Origin of the sequence: Bradyrhizobium sp. SPXBL-04 (genome assembly GCF_051853035.1) — a bacterium.
GTDB lineage: Bacteria > Pseudomonadota > Alphaproteobacteria > Rhizobiales > Xanthobacteraceae > Bradyrhizobium > Bradyrhizobium zhanjiangense.
Map to the genome: position 1 here is coordinate 3600400 of NZ_CP182472.1, position 20377 is coordinate 3620776.

Annotated in this window: 15 protein-coding genes, 1 tRNA gene and 2 pseudogenes; 15 read left to right on the forward strand and 3 right to left on the reverse strand. The window is 62.9% G+C overall.

From position 1 onward, the window contains the following. The first annotated feature begins 104 nt into the window (after positions 1–104). Positions 105–1163 carry a phosphotransferase family protein gene (locus tag ACNJX8_RS16915; RefSeq protein WP_439361408.1) on the forward strand — a complete coding sequence of 353 codons (1059 nt, stop codon included), beginning with the start codon at positions 105–107 and terminating at the stop codon, positions 1161–1163. 294 nt (positions 1164–1457) lie between these two features. On the opposite strand, the gene argE is transcribed toward ACNJX8_RS16915, so the two are convergent. Beyond that, complete coding sequence (argE, locus tag ACNJX8_RS16920; RefSeq protein ID WP_439361409.1) at positions 1458–2630, reverse strand: acetylornithine deacetylase; 1173 nt, start codon at positions 2628–2630, stop codon at positions 1458–1460. Positions 2631–3728: 1098 nt separating this feature from the next. Further along, positions 3729–4514, reverse strand: a complete 786-nt coding sequence (locus ACNJX8_RS16925; RefSeq protein ID WP_128933122.1) for an SDR family NAD(P)-dependent oxidoreductase — start codon at positions 4512–4514, stop codon at positions 3729–3731. A gap of 133 nt (positions 4515–4647) precedes the next feature. Here ACNJX8_RS16925 and ACNJX8_RS16930 point away from each other — a divergent pair, with 133 nt between their 5' ends. The 5 genes and pseudogenes from ACNJX8_RS16930 to ACNJX8_RS16950 all read left to right on the forward strand — a co-directional run. Then, positions 4648–5346, forward strand: a complete 699-nt coding sequence (locus tag ACNJX8_RS16930) for a histidine phosphatase family protein (RefSeq protein WP_164934808.1) — start codon at positions 4648–4650, stop codon at positions 5344–5346. Positions 5347–5413: 67 nt separating this feature from the next. After that, positions 5414–6181, forward strand: a complete 768-nt coding sequence (locus ACNJX8_RS16935) for an SDR family NAD(P)-dependent oxidoreductase (RefSeq protein ID WP_091894773.1) — start codon at positions 5414–5416, stop codon at positions 6179–6181. 104 nt (positions 6182–6285) lie between these two features. Then, positions 6286–6755: pseudogene (locus ACNJX8_RS16940) on the forward strand (IS630 transposase-related protein); the annotation flags it as partial. Between the two features lie 528 nt (positions 6756–7283). Then, entirely contained in the window at positions 7284–8543 is a 1260-nt protein-coding gene (gene ltrA / locus ACNJX8_RS16945; protein ID WP_439361410.1) for a group II intron reverse transcriptase/maturase, read from the forward strand. A gap of 79 nt (positions 8544–8622) precedes the next feature. Next, positions 8623–9099 (forward strand): annotated as a pseudogene (locus ACNJX8_RS16950) (transposase); the annotation flags it as partial. Positions 9100–9324: 225 nt separating this feature from the next. Here ACNJX8_RS16950 and ACNJX8_RS16955 read toward each other — a convergent pair. Beyond that, positions 9325–10560, reverse strand: a complete 1236-nt coding sequence (locus ACNJX8_RS16955) for a serine hydrolase domain-containing protein (protein WP_439361411.1) — start codon at positions 10558–10560, stop codon at positions 9325–9327. A 150-nt stretch (positions 10561–10710) separates the two neighbouring features. Between ACNJX8_RS16955 and ACNJX8_RS16960 the strand changes: the two genes are divergently transcribed. The 9 genes from ACNJX8_RS16960 (at position 10711) to rpoB (ending at position 20310) form a co-directional block, all read left to right on the forward strand. Further along, positions 10711–10786, forward strand: a tRNA-Trp gene (locus tag ACNJX8_RS16960). A gap of 336 nt (positions 10787–11122) precedes the next feature. Beyond that, the gene (secE, locus tag ACNJX8_RS16965) at positions 11123–11314 is read left to right on the forward strand and encodes a preprotein translocase subunit SecE (protein ID WP_091894769.1); all 192 of its coding nucleotides are present in this window, start codon (positions 11123–11125) and stop codon (positions 11312–11314) included. Then, entirely contained in the window at positions 11314–11868 is a 555-nt protein-coding gene (gene nusG / locus ACNJX8_RS16970) for a transcription termination/antitermination protein NusG (protein WP_018647229.1), read from the forward strand. Before secE ends, nusG begins: the two co-directional genes overlap by 1 nt. Before the next feature lie 129 nt (positions 11869–11997). Next, a complete protein-coding gene (gene rplK / locus ACNJX8_RS16975; RefSeq protein WP_128933125.1) occupies positions 11998–12426 on the forward strand; it encodes a 50S ribosomal protein L11 in 429 nt (142 codons plus the stop codon). A gap of 6 nt (positions 12427–12432) precedes the next feature. Then, positions 12433–13125 carry a 50S ribosomal protein L1 gene (gene rplA / locus ACNJX8_RS16980; RefSeq protein WP_018647230.1) on the forward strand — a complete coding sequence of 231 codons (693 nt, stop codon included), beginning with the start codon at positions 12433–12435 and terminating at the stop codon, positions 13123–13125. 90 nt (positions 13126–13215) lie between these two features. After that, complete coding sequence (locus ACNJX8_RS16985; RefSeq protein ID WP_439361412.1) at positions 13216–14169, forward strand: 2-hydroxyacid dehydrogenase; 954 nt, start codon at positions 13216–13218, stop codon at positions 14167–14169. 583 nt (positions 14170–14752) lie between these two features. Continuing rightward, positions 14753–15271: a 50S ribosomal protein L10 gene (rplJ, locus tag ACNJX8_RS16990; RefSeq protein WP_128933127.1), complete on the forward strand. Its 519-nt coding sequence runs from the start codon at positions 14753–14755 to the stop codon at positions 15269–15271. 54 nt (positions 15272–15325) lie between these two features. Continuing rightward, positions 15326–15703, forward strand: coding sequence for a 50S ribosomal protein L7/L12 (gene rplL / locus ACNJX8_RS16995; RefSeq protein ID WP_091894765.1), 378 nt, complete (start codon positions 15326–15328; stop codon positions 15701–15703). A 488-nt stretch (positions 15704–16191) separates the two neighbouring features. Further along, complete coding sequence (rpoB, locus tag ACNJX8_RS17000) at positions 16192–20310, forward strand: DNA-directed RNA polymerase subunit beta (protein WP_128933128.1); 4119 nt, start codon at positions 16192–16194, stop codon at positions 20308–20310. Positions 20311–20377: the final 67 nt, after the last annotated feature.

The window sequence follows — 20377 nt, forward strand, 5'->3', positions numbered from 1 at the left end:
GGCATGATCCGTGTCGGATGACCGCTTGACGCAAGTGCGTCAGTGGTTACCGATTAGGATCATGCTCGACCTGAAAAGGTCAGGACTGAAGAGGGAGCGTCATCGTGGCTGACGGCGTCAGGAAAGACGAGGAGTTTTCGGGCACCAAGCCGGTCGAGGAGCGGCATCGTTTCGACGAGCTGCGGCTCGAGGCCTGGATGCGCGACAACGTCGAAGGCTATGAGGGGCCGCTGGTCGTCCTCCAGTTCAAGGGCGGCCAGTCCAACCCGACCTATCGGCTCGACACGCCGAACCGTTCCTATGTGATGCGCCGAAAGCCGTTCGGCAAACTGCTGCCTTCGGCGCACGCCGTCGATCGCGAATACCGCGTGATTGCAGCCCTTGGAAAGCAGGGCTTTCCGGTCGCGCGCGCCTACGCGCTGTGTCAGGACGATAGTGTCATTGGCGCTGCCTTCTACATCATGTCGATGGAGGACGGCCGGGTGTTCTGGGATCCGACGCTGCCGAGCCAGGATGCCGATGCGCGGCGAAAGATCTTCACCAGCAAGATCGAGACGCTGGCGCAACTCCACATGTTCGATCCCGTTGCGATCGGCCTTGGCGACTTCGGCAAGCCCGGCAACTATTTTGCGCGCCAGATCGACCGCTGGACCAAGCAGTACCGCGCCTCCGAGACCCAGCACATTCCGGAGTTCGAGAAGGTCGCCGAATGGCTGCCCAAGACCGTGCCGGAGCAGGCGCGCGTCTCCATCGTCCACGGCGACTATCGCCTCGACAACATGATTTTCCATGCGACGGAGCCGCGTGTGCAAGCGGTGCTCGACTGGGAGCTGTCGACGCTCGGCGATCCCATGGCCGACTTCACCTATCTGTTGATGCAGTGGATCATGCCGGGCTTGCACGGCGTCGATCTCAAGGCGCTCAACATCCCGAGCCTGGAAGAGGCCGCGCAGATCTACTGCAGCGTCACCAAGATGAACGTGCCGGACCTCAACTGGTACTTCTCCTACAATCTGTTCCGCCTCGCCGGCATCACGCAGGGTATCGCGGGACGCATCCGCGACGGCACCGCCGCGAATGCAAAAGCGCTCGAATCCGCCAAGCGCACCGTGCCGCTGTCGAAGGCTTCGTGGGAATACGCGCAGAAGGCGGGCGCGGTTTAGGAAAAGCGAAGGCGCGGCCGGTGGCCGCGCCTTTTTCATTTGTGGTTCGCTGCCCCCCACAAACTCGGTGTCATTGCCCGCGAAAGCGGGCAATCCAGTATTCCAGAGGCGTAGTGCTTGAGCCGAGAAGCCGCAGCGTACTGGATGCCCGGTCAAGCCGGGGCATGACACCGGGTGATGAGGCGAGCTCGTTCCACCGTCATTGCGAGCGAAGCGAAGCAATCAAGCATATCGCCGCAGTGACAGTCTTCATTGCTTCGTCGCAAGAGCTCCTCGCAATGACGAGGAGGTGGGCTACACCTTCACACAATGCGCGATCAGCTTCTCCACGAACACCGCGCATTTCTCCAACTCGGCCATCGCGACGAATTCATCCGGCGTGTGCGCCTGTGCGATCGATCCCGGGCCGATGACCACCGAGGGGATATCCGCCATGCTGGCGAACAGGCTCGCCTCGGTGCCGAAGGCGACCTTGGCGTGGTCGTTGCGCCCCGCGAGGCTCTTGGCCAGCGTGACGATGGCGGTGTCGGCGGCCGTGTCGAGCGCGGGATAGTCGAGAATCTCCTCGAAATCGATGCCGCAATCCGCATTCTTTGCCTTCATCGCCGGCTCGAGCTCGGCCTTGGCCCAGGCGACGATCGCATCGGTGACCTCACGCGATTCCGTGATGCCGATGCCGCGACATTCGAACTCGACCGTGCAGGCATCAGGCACGATGTTGAGCGCGGCGCCGCCATGCACGATGCTGGTGAGCAGCGTCGAGTGCGGAACATCGTAGAGGCTGTCCGTTGATCGCGCGGCCGCGAGCTTCACAGCGCGACGGCGGATCTCGGTGATCAGCTCGGCCGCATATTCGATCGCGTTGACCCCGTCGGGCGCGATCGAGGAGTGGCGGGCGAGGCCGCGAAACGTGGCGCGGACACCGTGCTTGCCCTTGTGGCCGATGATGACCTTCATCTCGGTCGGCTCGCCGATGAAGGCGCCGAGCGGCTTGACCTTCGTCTTGGCGATTTCGCGCAGCATCGGCCGCACGCCGACACAGCCGATCTCCTCGTCATAGGAGATCGCGAGATGAATCGGCGTCTTGAGCTTCGCCTCCACCATCTCGGGCACCATCGCGAGGCACACCGCGACAAAGCCCTTCATGTCGGTGGTGCCGCGGCCGTAGAGCTTGCCGCCACGCTCGACGAGCTTGAACGGATCGTGGCTCCAGTCCTGGCCGACGACGGGCACGACGTCGGTGTGGCCCGATAGCACCAGGCCCGGGCGGTCCTCGGGTCCAATGGTGACCCACAGCGAAGCTTTCTTGCCGGTCTCATCGATGATGCGCTCGCCCTTGATGCCGAAGGCGGCGAGATAGCTTTCGATATGGGCAATCAGGGGCAGGTTGGTGCGGTCGCTGACGGTGTCGAAAGCAACGAGGTCGGCAAGCAGCTTGCGGATACGGTCGGGTCTTGAGCTCTGCATTTTTAGGATCTTGTCAGGAGATTGCGGAAGGTGAGGCGGCTTGCATGAACCATACCAACGTGGTGGCCGGTCGCGCAAATCAACACAGATCCGTAGCCCGGATGGAGCGCAGCGCAATCCGGGACCGCTGGGTCCGCACGGATGGAATCCCGGATTACGCTTGCGCTCCATCCGGGCTACAAGACCTTGCGTTGCCTGTCGGGCAAAACACGCAAGCCATGGGTCAACGCGCGCCATCCAAAATATTCCGCTTTACCGAAATTCGGAAATGACGTATGTGTCGCGCAACCCGGCCCAAGGAAGAGGGGCGTATCGCGATCGTCACGAACGCGGGTCGGGCGGCGGTGGACGTGGACCACACCGGCGCGAAAGGCTTCGCAGGGCGGGTAACCGTGAGCGAAAGCGTCACGCCAACGACAGGTGCGGTTCGCGTACGGCCAAATCGTGTGGTCCTGGCGCCCGGGGTTCTGTGCGCCAAGTCTGGCGGTGATGTCGCGGCCCGACCGGGTTCGCATCATCAGCGATCCGCAAGGCGACGGGGGCAATAGTGCATCGCTCCCCGGGGAGAGCGCGACATAAGCCGTTCCAACCACTGCGCAGGGAAGGCCGGGATGTCTCCGGTTGCCCTGTTTCCCGCTATGCATTGAAGCACACGCAATCTGCTCTCGGCATGGCGGTCCATAGGAGCCAACCGGCTCCCGGTCTTCCCTGCGCCCTCTTTCATTGAGGGCAAGGCACCGAAGCAAAGCTCGGGCGAACAAGCCGCGAGGATGCGAAGCTGTGTCTGCGATCGAGATGTGCGTTGGAGGAACGACGGTGCCATCCACATATTCCGTGATTGCGAGGAGCCCTTGCGACGAAGCAATCCAGACTGCCTCCGCGGAAGGACTCTGGATTGCTTCGCTGCGCTCGCAATGACGATGTTGAAGCAGCCGTGCGCGTCAAACTCCGCTCTCGTGCCCCGGACGCAGCGCAGCGCTTCTTAGCGGTGCGCTGCAGAGCCGGGGCCCATGTAACAGCAGTTTGCGCGGCCTGTGGGGTCCCGGCTCTGCGCCGCAACGCTGCGCGCTGCGTCACGTCCGGGACAAGAGACCCTTGCTAAACCGGCTTGCCCGTATACGGCATCGATGCCGTGAGTCCGCCGTCGACCGGGAAAGCCTGGCCGTTCACATACGAGGCCTCGTCGCTGGCCAAAAACAGTCCCATCGCCGCGAGCTCGTGCGGCTGGCCGGGGCGCTTGAGTGGGTTGAGCTGGCCGATCTTGTCTTGGGTGCCACGCTCCTTGGCGCGGTCGAAGATCGGTTTGGTCATGCCTGTTTCGATCAGGCCCGGGCATACCGCGTTGATGCGCACGCCGGTGCCGGTGAGCGAATAGGCCGTGGTCTGCACCAGGCTGATCACGCCGGCCTTGCTCGCCGCATAGGGATGGCCGCTGGCGCCGGCCTTGAGACCCGCGACGGACGCCGTCAGCACGATCGCGCCGGACTGCTGCTTGACCATGTGCGGCATGGCGTATTTCACCGCGAGGAACGGTCCGATCAAATTGACGCGCAGAATCTCCTGCCAGTGCTCCACCGTCTGCTCGGCGAGCGGAACGAGCCCGCCCGAGACGCCGGCATTGGCCCAGATCACATCGAGCCGGCCGTGCGTCTTCACCGCCTTGTCGATGACAGCGATGACGTCCTTCTCGGAGCCGGCGTCCGCCACCATGGCTTCCGCGACACCGCCGGCCGCTCTGATCTCCTCGACGGTTTCCTTCACCGCCTCGGTGCGATCGACGGCAATGAGCTTTGCGCCTTCCCTGGTGAACAGCAGCGCAGCGGCGCGGCCGATGCCGCTGCCGGCGCCGGTGATGATGACGGATTTGCCTTGCAGGCGGCCCATGCGCTTCTCCCTTTGGCTCGCACGCGGCCCTTGCCGCGCGACGGAATTTCAAACAAGATTTCAAACGGTAAAGTGTCTTGAGACACGTTCGCTACTGACGTACAGCGACATCACACGGGATGGAAGGGTTTCGATGGCAGGCGCAGACAAGCCGAATGTAGTCATGACACGATGGTGGTGGGTCCGGCACGCGCCCGTGCGCAATGACGGCGGCAACATCTACGGACAATCCGACATCGCCTGCGACACCAGCGACACCTATGTGTTCAACGCTGTTGCCAAGGTGCTGCCACGCAAGGCGGTCTGGTATTCGAGCAATCTGATGCGCACACATCAGACGGCCGAAGCGATCTGGGCGGCCGGCTTTCCGCGGCCTGCGGCGATGAAATGGGAAGCGGATCTCGCCGAGCAGAATCTCGGCCGCTGGCAGGGCATGAACCGCGCCGAGTTCATCGCGAGCCGCCCCGTCGGGACCAGCTGGTTCGCCGATATCAACGAGCCCGCGCCCGGCGGTGAAAGCTTCATGGACCTCTATAACCGCACGCGCCGCACCATCGAACGGATCAATGTGGAAGCGGCCGGGCAGGACATCATCGCGGTCGCGCATGGCGGCACCATCAAGGCGGCAGTCGGCCTCGCGCTCGGTGACTTGCCGGAGCAGGGGCTCGCATTCGATATCGACAATGTGTCGGTGACGCGGCTCGATTATTTCGCGAGCCCCGAGCGTACGGTCTGGCGGTTGCCGATGGTGAACCAGCAGCCGTGGATCGCCGACGCTGCGCACGCAGCGATGCATCAGCCTGCGGGACCGGAAGTCAAGAAACTCGCTTGAGCCATTGTTCGGCCGCGCGCCTGCGGCGTAAGGTTCAAGCCAATCGATCATACTCTGGGAGAGAAACATGACCTTGTTCGACATGAAGGGGAAAGTTGCGGTCATCACCGGCTCGACGCGCGGCATCGGGCTCGCGATCGCTGAGCGCATGGCCGAGCACGGCGCCAAGGTGGTGATCTCCTCGCGCAAGGCCGACGTTTGCGAGCAGGTGGCCAAGGGCATCAACGACAGATTCGGCAAGGGCACCGCGGTCGCGATTGCCGCGAACATCTCGTCGAAAGAGAATCTGCAAAACCTCGTCGACGAGAGCAACCGCGCCTTCGGCAAGATCGACGTGCTGGTCTGCAACGCCGCGTCGAATCCGTACTATGGTCCGCTCGCCGGCATCTCCGACGATCAGTTCAGAAAAATCCTCGACAACAACATCGTCGCCAACAATTGGCTGATCTCGATGGTGGTGCCGCAGATGATCGAGCGCAAGGACGGCTCGATCATCATCGTCTCGTCGATCGGCGGCCTCAAGGGCTCGACCATCCTTGGTGCTTACGCGATCTCGAAAGCCGCCGACATGCAGCTCGCGCGCAATCTCGCCTGCGAATACGGCAAGGACAATATCCGCGTGAACTGCATCGCGCCCGGCCTGATCAAGACTGATTTCGCCAAGGCGCTGTGGGACAATCCGGAGAACCTGAAGGCCTCGACCTCGCGCTCGCCGCTCTTGCGCATCGGCATCCCCGACGAGATCGCGGGCGCGGCCGTGTTCCTCGGGTCGAAGGCCGGCGACTTCATGACCGGCCAGACCATGGTGATCGACGGCGGCGCGACGATCAGTTGAGTGCTGGCGATTAGAGCATCCGCCGAGCTGAATGAATCGAAAGGGATTCCCAAATCAGCTGTGAGGTGATTCAAACTGCCTGCCGGGGCTGGAGGCCGGCGGGCATGTCGAAGGCTCTTTCGCTGGATCTTCGAGTTAGGGTTCTGGCCGCGGTGAAGGCGGGGGCATCGCACCGCGAGGCAGGTGAACGGTTTGGGGTGAGCGCGGCAAGCGTGAGCCGGTGGGGAATGCGCGAGCGCCAGCAGGGTGATGCATGCCCGAAGGCGCTCGGTGGAGACCGCAGGTCCGGCCGCATCGAGGCGCACAAGGAGACGATCCTTGCGATGCTGAAGGCGACGCCGGATGTCTCGATCGAGGAGCTGCGCCGGAGCCTGGCCCAAAAGGGGCTGGTGTTCGGCGAAGGCACACTCCGTCGCTTCCTGGTGCGGCACGGCATCACGCGCAAAAAAAGACCGCACACGCCAGCGAGCAGGACCGGCCGGACGTCGTAAAGCGGCGCCAGGATTGGCTCGAGGGCCAGCCTGCGCTTGATCCCAAGCGCCTCGTCTTCATCGATGAGAGTGTGCTGCAGACAGCGGAAGGAGTTCAACATGAACTAAGACCGATGGTGAAGCTGCGGGAAAGATGGGGGCTGGCCCCCCGAGATCGGCTTTCAGGAGCGGGTCTCAAACCAGTCCGAGCTGCTGCGGTAAAGAGCCGTGGTGGTGAGCGTCGGATCAAAAGTTCGGATTAAACCGAGCAGGTGAGTGTCCGAAAGACGAACGAAAGTGAACCCTCCGAGGACGCGTCGTTATGAATCCAAGCGTCGTCAAAACCAGGACCGTCTCGTCATCCTGGGACAAGTCCGCCAGATGCCTGACAACCGGGCGGGCGGCGACCGGCGTAGAGGGGGCGTGAGTTGGACACAGGCTTTCGCGCGGAACTGCAGGAACCAGGCTCTTGATGCCAAGGGAGAAGCGCAAGCGGCGACAACCGTGAGGCGAGAGTACCGATGCAAGAGACTGGGGCGGACCGATCCGTAGGAGCGTTGACGGCCCTGTAATGGGGTCGGAGCAAAGGGATCGGGTCAGGTCGTCGTACTCTAGAACCAACTGGAAACAGGATGACTTCGAACGGTGCGACAAACAAGCCGTTCTCGATAGAAAAGCGGCGAGTGTACGAAGCGTACAAGGCGGTCAAATCCAATCGTGGTGCGGCCGGGGTGGACGGACAGACCTTGGAGATGTTCGAGACAGATCTGGCAGGGAATCTCTACAAGATCTGGAATCGCATGTCGTCAGGGACCTACTTTCCACCTCCGGTGCGCGCCGTCTCCATTCCAAAGAAGACGGGCGGCGAAAGGATTTTAGGTGTGCCCACTATCGGCGATCGGATCGCGCAGATGGTGGTCAAACAGATGATTGAGCCGGAACTGGAATCCATCTTCCTGCAGGACTCTTACGGATACAGGCCAGGAAAATCGGCTCTGGACGCCGTGGGCGTCACGCGTCAGCGGTGCTGGAAATATGATTGGGTTCTGGAGTTCGACATCAAAGGGCTGTTTGACAATCTTCCGCATGATCTTCTGCTGAAGGCGGTCCGGAAACACGTGCAATGCAGATGGGCGCTGCTCTACATCGAAAGGTGGCTGACGGCGTCAATTGAAAAGGACGGGAAGCTTGTTGAGCGGAGCCGCGGAACCCCGCAAGGGGGCGTGATCAGCCCAATACTGGCCAACCTGTTCCTGCATTATACGTTCGATCTCTGGATGGCGCGGACACATCCCGACCTCCCTTGGTGTCGATATGCTGACGACGGACTGGTGCACTGCCGGACGGAGCGAGAAGCAGAGGCCATTAGGGCGGAGCTTCAAGCGAGGTTGGAGGTGTGCGGACTTCAGATGCACCCGACAAAGACGCAGATCGTCTATTGCAAGGACAACAGGCGTCGGCGAACGTATCCGAGGGTCAAGTTTGACTTTCTCGGATATCAGTTCAGGCCGCGGCAGGTGGCAACGTCACAGCGGAAGGAATTCTTTTGTGGATACACCCCGGCGGTCAGTCCGACAGCTTTGAAGGCCATGCGAGCAACGATCCGAAGCTTGCACATTCCCCGGCAAACGCCGGGGACTCTGGCTGAGATTGCCCAACAGATCAATCCGCTCCTCCGGGGGTGGATAGGTTATTACGGTCGGTTCAGCCGTTCAGCGCTGTTCTCTCTGGTCGACTACGTCAATCAGAAGCTGAAGGCGTGGATCATGCGAAAGTACAAGCGCTTCCGGCTCCACAAAACCGGTGCTTCGCTGTTCTTGCGAAAGCTGGCTCGGGACAATGCGGAGCTGTTCGTACACTGGCAGTTGTTCGGAACGACCACGTTCACCTGACGGGAGCGGTGTGAACCGAGAGGCTCACGCACCGTTCTGCGAGAGGCCGGGGGTGAAAATCCCCCGGCCTACTCACCCCTGGGCTTCGACCAATATGGCCCGCCGCTACGGCCGCTGTCCGCGTGGAGAGCGGCTGAAGGTCGGGATCCCCCACGGCCATTGGAAGACCACGACCTTCGTGGCCGGAATCACCTCCAGCGGCATCATCGCCCCCTGGGTCCTCGACGGACCGATCAATCGCGACGCCTTCGATGTCTATGTCGAGAAGGTTCTCATCCCCGACCTTCCGCCAGGCGCCATCAACCTGTCCAGCCACAAGGGACCAAGGGTCCGCCAGATGATCGAAGCTGCGGGTGCAAGCCTGCTCTACCTGCCTCCCTACAGCCCCGACTTCAATCCGATCGAGAATGCCTTCGCCAAGCTCAAGGCACTCTTGCGTCAGGCCGCAGAACGAACCGTCGACGGCCTCTGGAGCGCGATTGGTCGCATCATTGATCGCTTCACATCAATGGAATGCCGCAACTACTTCATCGCCGCAGGATACGCTGCAACATGATCGGCGGATGCTCTAGCTGACGCGCAGCTCGGGAAAGGGGCAAGTGCGTGCCCCACCATCGGTGTCATCGCCCGCGAAAGCGGGCGATCCAGTATTCCAGAGGCCTTCGTCGAAGAGCTCGCTCTCACCACATCCGCCGCGGAGTACTGGGATGCCCCGCCTTCGCGGGGCATGACAGTGAGTGTGGGGAGGCAGCGTCGGCACCCCGCGATACTAAGCTTCCCCTCACTCCACCGCCGCGTAAACCAGATCCCGCACCAGCGTGCGCGTGTAGTCGCGCTGGCCCGGGCCCTGGCTCATGAACACCGCGAACAGATCCTCCTTCGGATCGATCCAGAAGAACGTGCCCGCAATGCCGCTCCAGAAATACTGGCCGACGCTGCCGGGGAAGGGCGCCATGCCCGGCTCGCGCCGCACGGCAAAGCCGAGGCCAAAACCGTGGCCGGGCGACAGCAGCGTGCCATTTGTGACAACGTGCGGCCCGAGATGATCGGACGCCATCAGCTCCAGCGTCTTGCGGCCGATGATCCTGTGGCCGTCGAGCGTGCCGCCATTGCGCAGCATCAGGCAGAATCGGACATAATCCATCGTGGTCGAGACCAGCCCGCCGCCGCCGGACTCCATCGCCGGCTGTTCCAGCATGTTGAAGAGCGCGACCTTGTCACCGGTCCATGGATCGGCCGCGAACGGTTCGGCGAGCCGGCCGGCATTGGCCTCGGCTGTCGCAAAACCGGTCTCGGCCATCTGAAGCGGGGCGAGGATGCGCTCGGCGAGGAACGCGCCGAGCGACTTGCCGCTGATGACCTCGATGATGCGGCCGAGGATGTCGGTGGAGCGGCTGTAATTGAACTCGTCGCCGGGATGGCAGACCAGCGGGAAGCTCGCCATCAGCGCGGCGTGCTCGGCATTGGTGATCTTGCGGCTGCGGACGCGGGACTCCTGGTAGAGCTTGTGCACGGGGCCGTCGCCCTGGTGCTCGTAGGTCAGGCCCGAGGTGTGACGGAGCAGGTCCTGAACCGTCATCGGCCGCTTGGGCGGAACCAGGTCCAGCTTGCCGCCGCTGACCACGCCGACCTTTTGGTCGGCGAACTCCGGAATGAACTTGGCGACCGCGTCGCTGAGAAGGAGATGGCCGTCTTCGACCAGCGCCATGATGCCGACCGAGACGATCGGCTTGGTCATCGAGAAGATCCGGAAGATCGAATCGCGCGCCATCGGCGCGGCGCCCGTCGGGCTCTGCCGTCCCAGTGCCTCGAACCAGCCGATTTGGCCGCGGCGGGCGACCAGCACGGTGACGCCGGGAACAGTGCCCTTGTCGATCTCGCGCTTGAAGGCGTCCGACATGGCCTGGAGGCGGGGCCGCGACAGCCCGAGCGTCTCGGGACGGGCTTCCGGCAAAGGCGGGGTCTGCGGCGCGATCGTGGCCTGTGGGGCGGCTGTAGCGGTCGCTGTGGCGGTCATGGGCACTCCCGGTTGCTCTTGATTATCGGGAACGGACTGTGGCCCAAAAACCCCGGTACAAACAACCGAAGCTGGCGCGGTTCACCCTTGCAAACCGGCCGTCCCCTGTGCTTGAAAGCGGCCCTGATCCTAAGGCGACGCAGGGTCTGTAGGAGTGTAGCTCAATTGGTAGAGCACCGGTCTCCAAAACCGGGGGTCGCAGGTTCGAGCCCTGCCACTCCTGCCAGCTAATCCAGACAATTAGTCTACAGGCAGGACGGCGCCCGCCCTAAGAGGTTTCGTCGATCACGGCATGGGTAAGCCATTGATCCCGATGAGGGCCGCAGGCGGCGGCCACGCGTATCCCGGGCTCCCAATATCTTGACCTTTGGCCCCATCCGCAGTATCTACCCCGCACTCGCAGCCGGCCCGTTAGACGCGGATTTCCGGCGCGGCTTTGAAATCCCCGAACAATCGAGCCCGGTTTCCGGCTCATCCTTCAGACGAGGGCTGGGCCAAAGGCGCCTGTTCGGATCCCTTCGAAATCAGTAGCCGTCTTGCGACGGACGTTGGACATCAAACGATGGCAGTCAGCCCGTTCAAGTTCTTGCAGGAAGTGCGCTCGGAGACCGCCAAGGTCACCTGGCCGACCCGTCGTGAGACCACCATCACCACCATCATGGTGTTCGTCATGGTCGCCGTGGCCTCGATCTTCTTTTTCGCCTCCGACCAGATCATCCGTTACCTCATCACTTTCCTTCTGGGCATCCACTGATGGCAACAGCAACCGCTCAAGTGTCTGACAAGCGCTGGTACATCGTCCACGCCTATTCGAACTTCGAGAAGAAGGTCGCCGAATCGATCCGCGAGCAGGCCAAGCAACGCGGGCTCGAGGAGCTGTTCGAGCTGGTGCTGGTGCCGACCGAGAAGGTCACGGAAGTGCGCCGCGGTCGCAAGATCGACGCCGAACGCAAGTTTTTCCCCGGCTATGTGCTGGTGAAGATGAAGCTGACCGACGAGGCGTTCCATCTGATCAAGAACACGCCGAAAGTAACGGGATTCCTCGGCGCTGAAAACAAGCCGATGCCGATCTCGGAAGCCGAGGCCATGCGCATCCTGCATCAGGTGCAGGAGGGCGTGGAACGGCCGAAGGCGTCGGTTTCGTTCGAGATCGGCGAGAACGTGCGCGTGGCCGACGGCCCATTCGCCTCGTTCTCGGGTGTAGTCGAGGAAATCGACGAGGCGCGCTCGCGCGTGAAGGTCGCGGTGTCGATCTTCGGCCGCGCCACGCCGGTCGAACTGGAATTCGGTCAGGTCGAGAAGGTCTGACCGGGTACGCGTGAGACTTCGGTCTTGCGCAGCAAGAGGCCGTGGGAGGGCGAGGGCGGTTGCCAGCCGCATCCGACCCAGACCACGAACCTGAAACCGCCGGCCATGCCGGCACAACAGGAGTGATACATGGCAAAGAAAGTGACCGGATACCTGAAGCTTCAGGTCCCGGCCGGCGCGGCGAATCCTTCGCCCCCGATCGGTCCCGCGCTCGGTCAGCGCGGTCTCAACATCATGGAGTTCTGCAAGGCGTTCAACGCGCAGACCCAGAAGGAAGAGAAGAACACCCCGATCCCGGTGATCATCACCATCTATGCGGACCGTTCCTTCACCTTCGAGATGAAGACGCCGCCGATGTCCTACTTCCTCAAGCAGGCTGCCAAGATCCAGTCCGGCTCGAAGGCGCCGGGCCGCGACAAGGCCGGCAAGGTGACCAAGGCGCAGGTGCGCGAGATCGCCGAGAAGAAGATGAAGGACTTGAATTGCGACAGCATCGAATCGGCCATGAAGATGGTCGAGGGCTCCGCCCGTTCGATGGGTCTGGAAGTTGCGGGGTAAGCGGTCATGGCAATCGGAAAGCGTTTGAACAAAGCCCGCGAAGGCATTGACCGCGAAAAGCTTTACCCGCTCGCGGACGCCATCAAGATGGTCAAGGAGCGCGCGAAAGCGAAGTTCGATGAGACCATCGAGGTCGCGATCAATCTCGGCGTCGATCCGCGTCACGCCGACCAGATGGTCCGCGGCGTCGTGACCCTGCCGAATGGCACCGGCCGTACGCTCCGCGTCGGCGTGTTCGCCCGTGGCGCCAAGGCCGATGAGGCCAAGGCTGCGGGTGCCGACGTCGTCGGCGCCGAGGATCTGGTCGAGAAGGTGCAGAACGGCTCGATCGATTTCGACCGCTGCATCGCCACCCCCGACATGATGCCGCTGGTCGGCCGTCTCGGTAAGGTGCTCGGCCCGCGCGGCCTGATGCCGAACCCGAAGATCGGCACCGTGACCATGGACGTCACCGGCGCGGTGAAGGGTGCCAAGGGCGGCTCGGTCGAGTTCCGCGTCGAGAAGGCCGGCATCCTGCAGGCCGGCGTCGGCAAGGCCTCGTTCTCCGAGGAGAAGCTGGTCGAGAACATCAAGGCCCTGGCAGACGCCGTCTCCAAGGCCAAGCCGGCCGGCTCCAAGGGCACCTACATCCAGCGCGTTGCGGTGTCCTCGACGATGGGCCCCGGCGTGAAGGTCGAGCCGGGCACCATCCTCGGCTAAGGTTTGCAAATTGCATGAGGCGAGGGGCGGAATTGGGCAACCGATTCCGCCCCTCGTCGTTTGTGACCGCGTTCACCGGAAACAAGAACAATGGCTGACAAGGTCCTGATCTACTCCCGCTTTCCCAACACGATGATGGTGCGCTTCGCCGAACGGTTCGAGCTGCTCGACACCAGTGGCAAGCCCGCGCATGAGGTGTTTTTGGCGGATGAACTCGACGGCATCCGCGCGATGCTCACCGCAGGCGGCACGCCGCTGGGGGCCGACGCGATGGACCTGTTTCCGAAGCTTGGCGCCATCATCTGCTACGGCACCGGTTATGACGGCGTCGACCTGAAGGCGGCCGCCGTGCGCAACATCGCGGTCGGCCACAGTCCGGGTGCCAACGCGGCCTCCGTCGCCGACATCGCGATGACCCTGATGCTGGCGACGACGCGGCGGATCCTGGTTGCCGACCAGTATGTCCGTAGCGGCGATTGGGCGGCGTCAAAACCCTCGCCAATGATGCGGCCACAGGCCGGCATGCCCGGCCGCCGCATCGGCGTCTACGGCATGGGCGAGATCGGCCGCAAGATCGCGGCGCGCTGCGCGGCCTTCGAGAGCGAGGTCGGCTATTTCAGCCGCACCAAATACGATCTGCCCTATCAATATTTCCCGTCGCTGGAGGCGCTGGCCGACTGGTGCGGCGTCCTGATGATTGCGGTCCGGGCGGGGGCCGAGACCCAGCATGTCGTCAATGCCGATATCCTCAGGCGTCTCGGCGCGGACGGCTATGTCGTCAACATCTCCCGCGGCTCGGTGATCGACGAGCAGGCCCTGGTCGCCGCGCTTACCGACAAGACCATCGCCGGCGCCGGCCTCGACGTCTACGAAAGGGAACCGCACGCGCCCGATGCGCTGACCTCGCTCCCCAATGTAGTGCTTGCCCCGCATATTGGTGGCCACACCCTCGAATCGCACGTCGCTATGCAAAATTGCGTGCTGGCGAACCTGACCGCGTTCTTCGAGGGCAGGCCGCTGCCTTACGCGGTCAAATCGGCCTGAATCGGCCCTTGTCGGCTCGCCTCAGGCCCAGCCGGCAACGGATTGGAACTGGTGTGAATTTTGCTCTTGGCAAGCCGGCTCCGAGCAGTTAAAGAACCGCTTCCGGACGTTCCGGCCTCGGCTGGCGCGTTCGTGCACGCATTCCGAAAACCGACGCAACAGGAGATCATTCCTTTCCAGGCCGTCCGCAAGGATTTGCCCGGGAAAAGGGAAGGGGACCTTGTCACTTGGTGGAATGCGGGCAGAGGTCGGGCGGTTCGCCGGCTGACCTTGTCCTGTCCAAGACTGCAGGCGCCCGCGGGGAATTTCGATTTCTCAACGGCTTAATCGCATGGCCTGCATAGACGGGTGAAGACCGGATTTCACTTCGCACCCAGCTTTAGGGGCTGGCTTCGCGAAACGGGTCTGGTTCGGACCTCGACACGCCGTGGGCCTCATGGGCTCCCGGAGGGCAGGCTTGAATTGTCGTCTTGCCCGGCGTGTCCGATGGGTTTTGGCCCGGAGGTTCAGGTTTGGGCGGGACGATGGGTGCAACCCGGCGGTCCCGCTTCTCGCGATGACCGCCAACCGGAGAGAGCTTGCTGTGGAACGAGCGGCAAAAAAGGAAGCGGTCGAACAGCTCAATGAGGTCTTCAAGACCACGGGCGTCGCGATTGTTGCTCAATATTCCGGCCTCACCGTTGCCCAGATGCAGAAGCTGCGCACGCAGATGAAGCAGGCTGGCGCCTCGGTGAAGGTCTCGAAGAACCGTCTCGCCAAAATTGCTCTTGAAGGCACTGACGTCGTTGCCATTGGCCCCATGCTGAAGGGGCCGACCGTGATCGCGACTTCCAACGATCCGGTAGCGGCGCCGAAGGTCGCCATCGAATTCGCCAAGGCGAACGAAAAGTTCGTCATCATCGGCGGCTCGATGGGCAAGACCGTCCTGAATGTCGACGGTGTGAAGGCGCTTGCCTCACTGCCGTCGCTTGACGAACTGCGCGGCAAGATCGTCGGCCTCATCGTGGCCCCGGCGACCAAGCTCGCTCAGCTCGCCAACGCGCCCGCGGGCAAGCTCGCGCGCGTCATCCAGGCTCATGCCTCAAAGGGCGAAGCGGCCTGACGCCCTTCGCAAAACTCAAACCCGAACCAGACTTACACGTAAGGAAACTGAACAATGGCTGACTTGCAGAAGATCGTTGACGACCTCTCGAGCCTCACCGTGCTCGAAGCTGCCGAACTCGCGAAGCTCCTCGAAGAGAAGTGGGGCGTTTCGGCTGCCGCGGCTGTCGCCGTGGCCGGCCCGGCCGCTGGCGGCGGCGCTGCCGCTCCGGCTGAAGAGAAGACCGAGTTCACGGTCGTTCTCGCCAGCGCCGGCGACAAGAAGATCGAGGTCATCAAGGAAGTCCGCGCCATCACCGGTCTCGGCCTGAAGGAAGCAAAGGACCTCGTCGAGGGTGCTCCGAAGCCGCTGAAGGAAGGCGTGAACAAGGAAGAAGCCGAGAAGATCAAGGCGCAGATCGAGAAGGCTGGCGCCAAGGTCGAGCTCAAGTAAGCAGAAGCTTACTGGCGGGGTCCCGGGCCAAGCATCAGCGCGACCCGGGATCTTGGTCCGCCCCTCAGCGAAGGGGGTGGGCCGGATGCAAAAGGCGTGCGACGGAACGTCCCGACGTAGGCCGAACACGAAAAAGTGTGGGGATTTGAGGGTTTACCCCTCGAATCTCCATTATTGTCGCCCCATATCGGGTCGGCAGCACGAAAGCGCGGTGGGCAGGGATGCCGGATTTCCCTGTAAGCCGTTGGGAGAGCAGGCTATTTCGGGCTTTTGCAGTCCGTGAAGACGATCGTTGTGACGGGCGGGCGCGCTTCTGCGCCCCGCGCGTCGTTTTGCGTTTTGAAGGTCTGAAGAACAGATTCAGGACATTCCCGCCTGAAACTGAGCTTCCGGCCCCCAAGACGGGTTCGAAAAATTCAACCCGGGGAGCGGTGGCAGCCGCGTTCCGGACGGCGCGCCCAGAGCGGGCGACGAAATGAGAGGCCACGATGGCGCAGCAGACATTCACCGGTCGCAAACGCGTTCGCAAGTTTTTCGGACACATCAAGGAAGTCGCCGAGATGCCGAACCTCATCGAGGTTCAGAAGGCGTCCTATGACCAGTTCCTGATGGTCGACGAGCCCCAGGGTGGCCGTCTCGACGAGGGTCTGCAGGCCGTGTTCCGCTCGGTGTTTCCGATCTCCGACTTCTCGGGCACCTCGATGCTGGAATTCGTCCGCTACGAGTTCGAGCAGCCGAAATACGACGTCGACGAGTGCCGCCAGCGCGGCATGACCTTCGCGGCTCCCCTCAAGGTGACGCTGCGCCTCATCGTGTTCGATATCGACGAGGAAACTGGCGCCAAGTCGGTGAAGGACATCAAGGAGCAGGACGTCTACATGGGCGACATCCCGCTCATGACGATGAACGGCACCTTCATCGTCAACGGCACCGAGCGCGTCATCGTCTCGCAGATGCACCGTTCGCCCGGCGTGTTTTTCGACCACGACAAGGGCAAGACCCATTCTTCGGGCAAGCTGCTGTTCGCCGCTCGCGTGATCCCGTATCGCGGCTCCTGGCTCGACATCGAGTTCGACGCCAAGGACATCGTCTATGCGCGTATCGACCGCCGCCGCAAGATTCCGGTGACGTCGCTGATGTTCGCGCTTGGCCTCGATGGCGAGGCGATTCTGTCCACGTTCTACAAGAAGATCCTCTACAAGCGGACCAAGGAAGGCTGGCGCGTTCCGTTCGACGCCAACCGCTTCCGCGGCTACTCGACCGTCAACGATTTGATCGACGCCGATACCGGCAAGGTCGTGCTCGAGGCCGGCAAGAAGCTGACCGTCCGTGCCGCCCGCCAGCTCCAGGAGAAGGGGCTGAAGGCGCTGCGCATGGCCGATGAGGAACTGGTCGGCAACTACGTCGCCGAGGACCTCGTCAACCCGAAGACGGGCGAGATCCATGCTGAAGCCGGTGAGGAAATCACCGACAAGCTGATGAAAGCGCTCAACGAGCAGGGCTACAAGGAGCTGCCGCTGCTCGACATCGATCACGTCAATGTCGGTCCCTACATCCGCAACACGCTGTCGGCCGACAAGAACATGACGCGTGAGGACGCGCTGTTCGACATCTATCGCGTCATGCGTCCCGGCGAGCCGCCGACGCTGGAATCGGCGCAGGCCATGTTCCAGTCGCTGTTCTTCGACGCCGAGCGCTACGACCTTTCCGCGGTCGGCCGCGTCAAGATGAACATGCGCCTCGACCTCGATGCGCCCGATACCCAGCGCACGCTGCGCAAGGAAGACATCCTCTCCGTCATCAAGACGCTGGTGGACCTGCGCGACGGCAAGGGCGAGATCGACGACATCGACCATCTCGGCAACCGCCGTGTGCGTTCGGTCGGCGAGCTCATGGAGAACCAGTACCGCATCGGCCTCCTGCGCATGGAGCGCGCGATCAAGGAGCGCATGTCCTCGGTCGACATCGACACGGTGATGCCGCAGGACCTGATCAACGCCAAGCCGGCGGCTGCGGCTGTGCGCGAGTTCTTCGGTTCCTCGCAGCTCTCGCAGTTCATGGACCAGACCAACCCGCTCAGCGAGATCACCCACAAGCGGCGCCTGTCGGCGCTCGGACCGGGCGGTCTGACCCGCGAGCGCGCCGGCTTCGAGGTGCGCGACGTGCATCCGACGCATTACGGTCGCATCTGCCCGATCGAGACGCCGGAAGGTCCGAACATCGGCCTGATCAACTCGCTCGCGACCTTCGCGCGCGTGAACAAGTACGGCTTCGTCGAGACGCCGTACCGCAAGGTCAAGGACGGTCGCGTCACCGACGAGGTCGTGTACCTCTCGGCGATGGAGGAGGGCCGCTACACGGTCGCGCAGGCCAACGTGCCGCTCGACCCGAAGGGCCGCTTCACCGAAGACCTCGTGGTCTGCCGTCACGCCGGCGAAGTCTTGCCGGTGACGCCTGATAAGGTCGACTACATGGACGTGTCGCCGAAGCAGCTCGTTTCGGTCGCTGCGGCGCTGATCCCGTTCCTCGAGAACGACGACGCCAACCGCGCGCTGATGGGCTCGAACATGCAGCGCCAGGCGGTGCCGCTGGTTCGCGCCGAGGCGCCGTTCGTCGGCACCGGCATGGAAGGCGTGGTCGCGCGTGACTCGGGTGCTGCGATCGCGGCGCGCCGTTCGGGCGTGATCGACCAGATCGACGCGACCCGCGTCGTCATCCGCGCCACGGAAGATCTCGATCCGACCAAGTCGGGCGTCGATATCTACCGGCTGATGAAGTACCAGCGCTCCAACCAGTCGACCTGCATCAACCAGCGTCCGCTGGTGAAGGTCGGCGACATCGTGAAGAAGGGCGACATCATCGCCGACGGCCCCTCGACCGATCTCGGCGAGCTCGCGCTCGGCCGCAACGTGCTGGTCGCGTTCATGCCGTGGAACGGCTACAACTTCGAAGACTCGATCCTGCTCTCCGAGCGGATCGTGAAGGAAGACGTCTTCACCTCGATCCACATCGAGGAGTTCGAGGTGATGGCCCGCGACACCAAGCTCGGACCTGAGGAAATCACCCGCGACATTCCGAACGTCTCGGAAGAAGCGCTGAAGAACCTCGACGAAGCCGGTATCGTCTACATCGGTGCGGAAGTGCGCGCCGGCGACATCCTGGTCGGCAAGATCACGCCGAAGGGCGAAAGCCCGATGACGCCAGAAGAGAAGCTCCTGCGCGCCATCTTCGGCGAGAAGGCCTCCGACGTTCGCGACACCTCGCTGCGCGTTCCTCCGGGCGTGCAGGGCACCATCGTCGAAGTGCGCGTGTTCAACCGTCACGGCGTCGACAAGGACGAGCGCGCGCTGGCGATCGAGCGGGAAGAGATCGAGCGTCTGGCCAAGGACCGCGACGACGAGCAGGCGATCCTCGACCGCAACGTCTACAACCGTCTTGCCGAGCTGCTCGAGGGACGGCAGGGCATCGCCGGTCCGAAGGGCTTCAAGAAGGACACCAAGATCACCCGTGCGGTGCTCGAGGAGTACCCGAAGTCGCAGTGGTGGCTGTTCGCCTCCCCGAACGACAAGCTGATGGCCGAGATCGAGGCCATGCGGAAGCAGTACGACGAGTCGAAGAAGGGGCTGGAACAGCGCTTCCTCGACAAGGTCGAGAAGCTTCAGCGCGGTGACGAGTTGCCGCCCGGCGTGATGAAGATGGTCAAGGTCTTCGTCGCGGTGAAGCGCAAGATCCAGCCCGGCGACAAGATGGCCGGCCGCCACGGCAACAAGGGCGTGGTGTCGAAGATCGTGCCGATCGAGGACATGCCGTTCCTCGAAGACGGCACGCATGCCGACATCGTGCTCAATCCGCTGGGCGTGCCCTCGCGCATGAACGTCGGACAGATCCTCGAGACCCATCTCGGCTGGGCCTGCGCCGGCCTCGGCAAGCGTATCGGCCAGACGGTCGATGCGTACCTGTCGAAGCAGGACATCAAGCCGCTGAAGGAAACCTTGAAGAAGGTCTACGGCGAGGACGAGACGATCAAGTCGCTCAACGACAACGAACTGATCGAGCTCGGCCACAACTTGAGCCGTGGCGTGCCGATCGCGACGCCGGTGTTCGACGGCGCCAAGGAAGCCGACATCGAGGAGATGCTGAAGCTCGCCGGTCTCGACGCTTCGGGTCAGTCGACCGTCTATGACGGCCGCACCGGCGATCCGTTCGATCGCAAGGTGACGGTGGGCTACATCTACATGCTCAAGCTGCACCATCTCGTCGACGACAAGATCCACGCGCGTTCGATCGGTCCGTACTCGCTCGTCACCCAGCAGCCGCTGGGCGGCAAGGCGCAGTTCGGCGGCCAGCGCTTCGGCGAAATGGAGGTGTGGGCGCTCGAGGCTTACGGCGCGGCGTACACGCTCCAGGAGATGCTGACGGTGAAGTCGGACGACGTCGCCGGCCGCACCAAGGTGTACGAGGCGATCGTGCGGGGCGACGACACGTTCGAGGCCGGTATTCCGGAATCCTTCAACGTGCTGGTCAAGGAAATGCGCTCGCTCGGCCTCAACGTCGACCTGCACAACTCCAAGATGGGACCGGCGCCGACGTCGGAAGCGGCCGAGTAATTCGACCTGTCATGCCCGGCCTTCGCGGCCGGGCGTTGGCGCCCGGCCTGAGGCCTTGAGGGGCAGG

Bases quoted from the DNA above. Each gene is read 5' to 3' on its own strand.
- ACNJX8_RS16935 (WP_091894773.1), top strand. From the start codon at position 5,414: ATGACCTTGTTCGACATGAAGGGGAAAGTTGCGGTCATCACCGGCTCG.
- ACNJX8_RS16955 (WP_439361411.1), bottom strand. From the start codon at position 10,560: ATGACCGCCACAGCGACCGCTACAGCCGCCCCACAGGCCACGATCGCG.
- ACNJX8_RS16925 (WP_128933122.1), bottom strand. From the start codon at position 4,514: ATGGGCCGCCTGCAAGGCAAATCCGTCATCATCACCGGCGCCGGCAGC.
- secE (WP_091894769.1), top strand. From the start codon at position 11,123: ATGGCAGTCAGCCCGTTCAAGTTCTTGCAGGAAGTGCGCTCGGAGACC.
- ACNJX8_RS16985 (WP_439361412.1), top strand. From the start codon at position 13,216: ATGGCTGACAAGGTCCTGATCTACTCCCGCTTTCCCAACACGATGATG.
- ACNJX8_RS16930 (WP_164934808.1), top strand. From the start codon at position 4,648: ATGGCAGGCGCAGACAAGCCGAATGTAGTCATGACACGATGGTGGTGG.
- nusG (WP_018647229.1), top strand. From the start codon at position 11,314: ATGGCAACAGCAACCGCTCAAGTGTCTGACAAGCGCTGGTACATCGTC.
- rplL (WP_091894765.1), top strand. From the start codon at position 15,326: ATGGCTGACTTGCAGAAGATCGTTGACGACCTCTCGAGCCTCACCGTG.
- rpoB (WP_128933128.1), top strand. From the start codon at position 16,192: ATGGCGCAGCAGACATTCACCGGTCGCAAACGCGTTCGCAAGTTTTTC.
- rplK (WP_128933125.1), top strand. From the start codon at position 11,998: ATGGCAAAGAAAGTGACCGGATACCTGAAGCTTCAGGTCCCGGCCGGC.
- ltrA (WP_439361410.1), top strand. From the start codon at position 7,284: ATGACTTCGAACGGTGCGACAAACAAGCCGTTCTCGATAGAAAAGCGG.
- argE (WP_439361409.1), bottom strand. From the start codon at position 2,630: ATGCAGAGCTCAAGACCCGACCGTATCCGCAAGCTGCTTGCCGACCTC.
- rplA (WP_018647230.1), top strand. From the start codon at position 12,433: ATGGCAATCGGAAAGCGTTTGAACAAAGCCCGCGAAGGCATTGACCGC.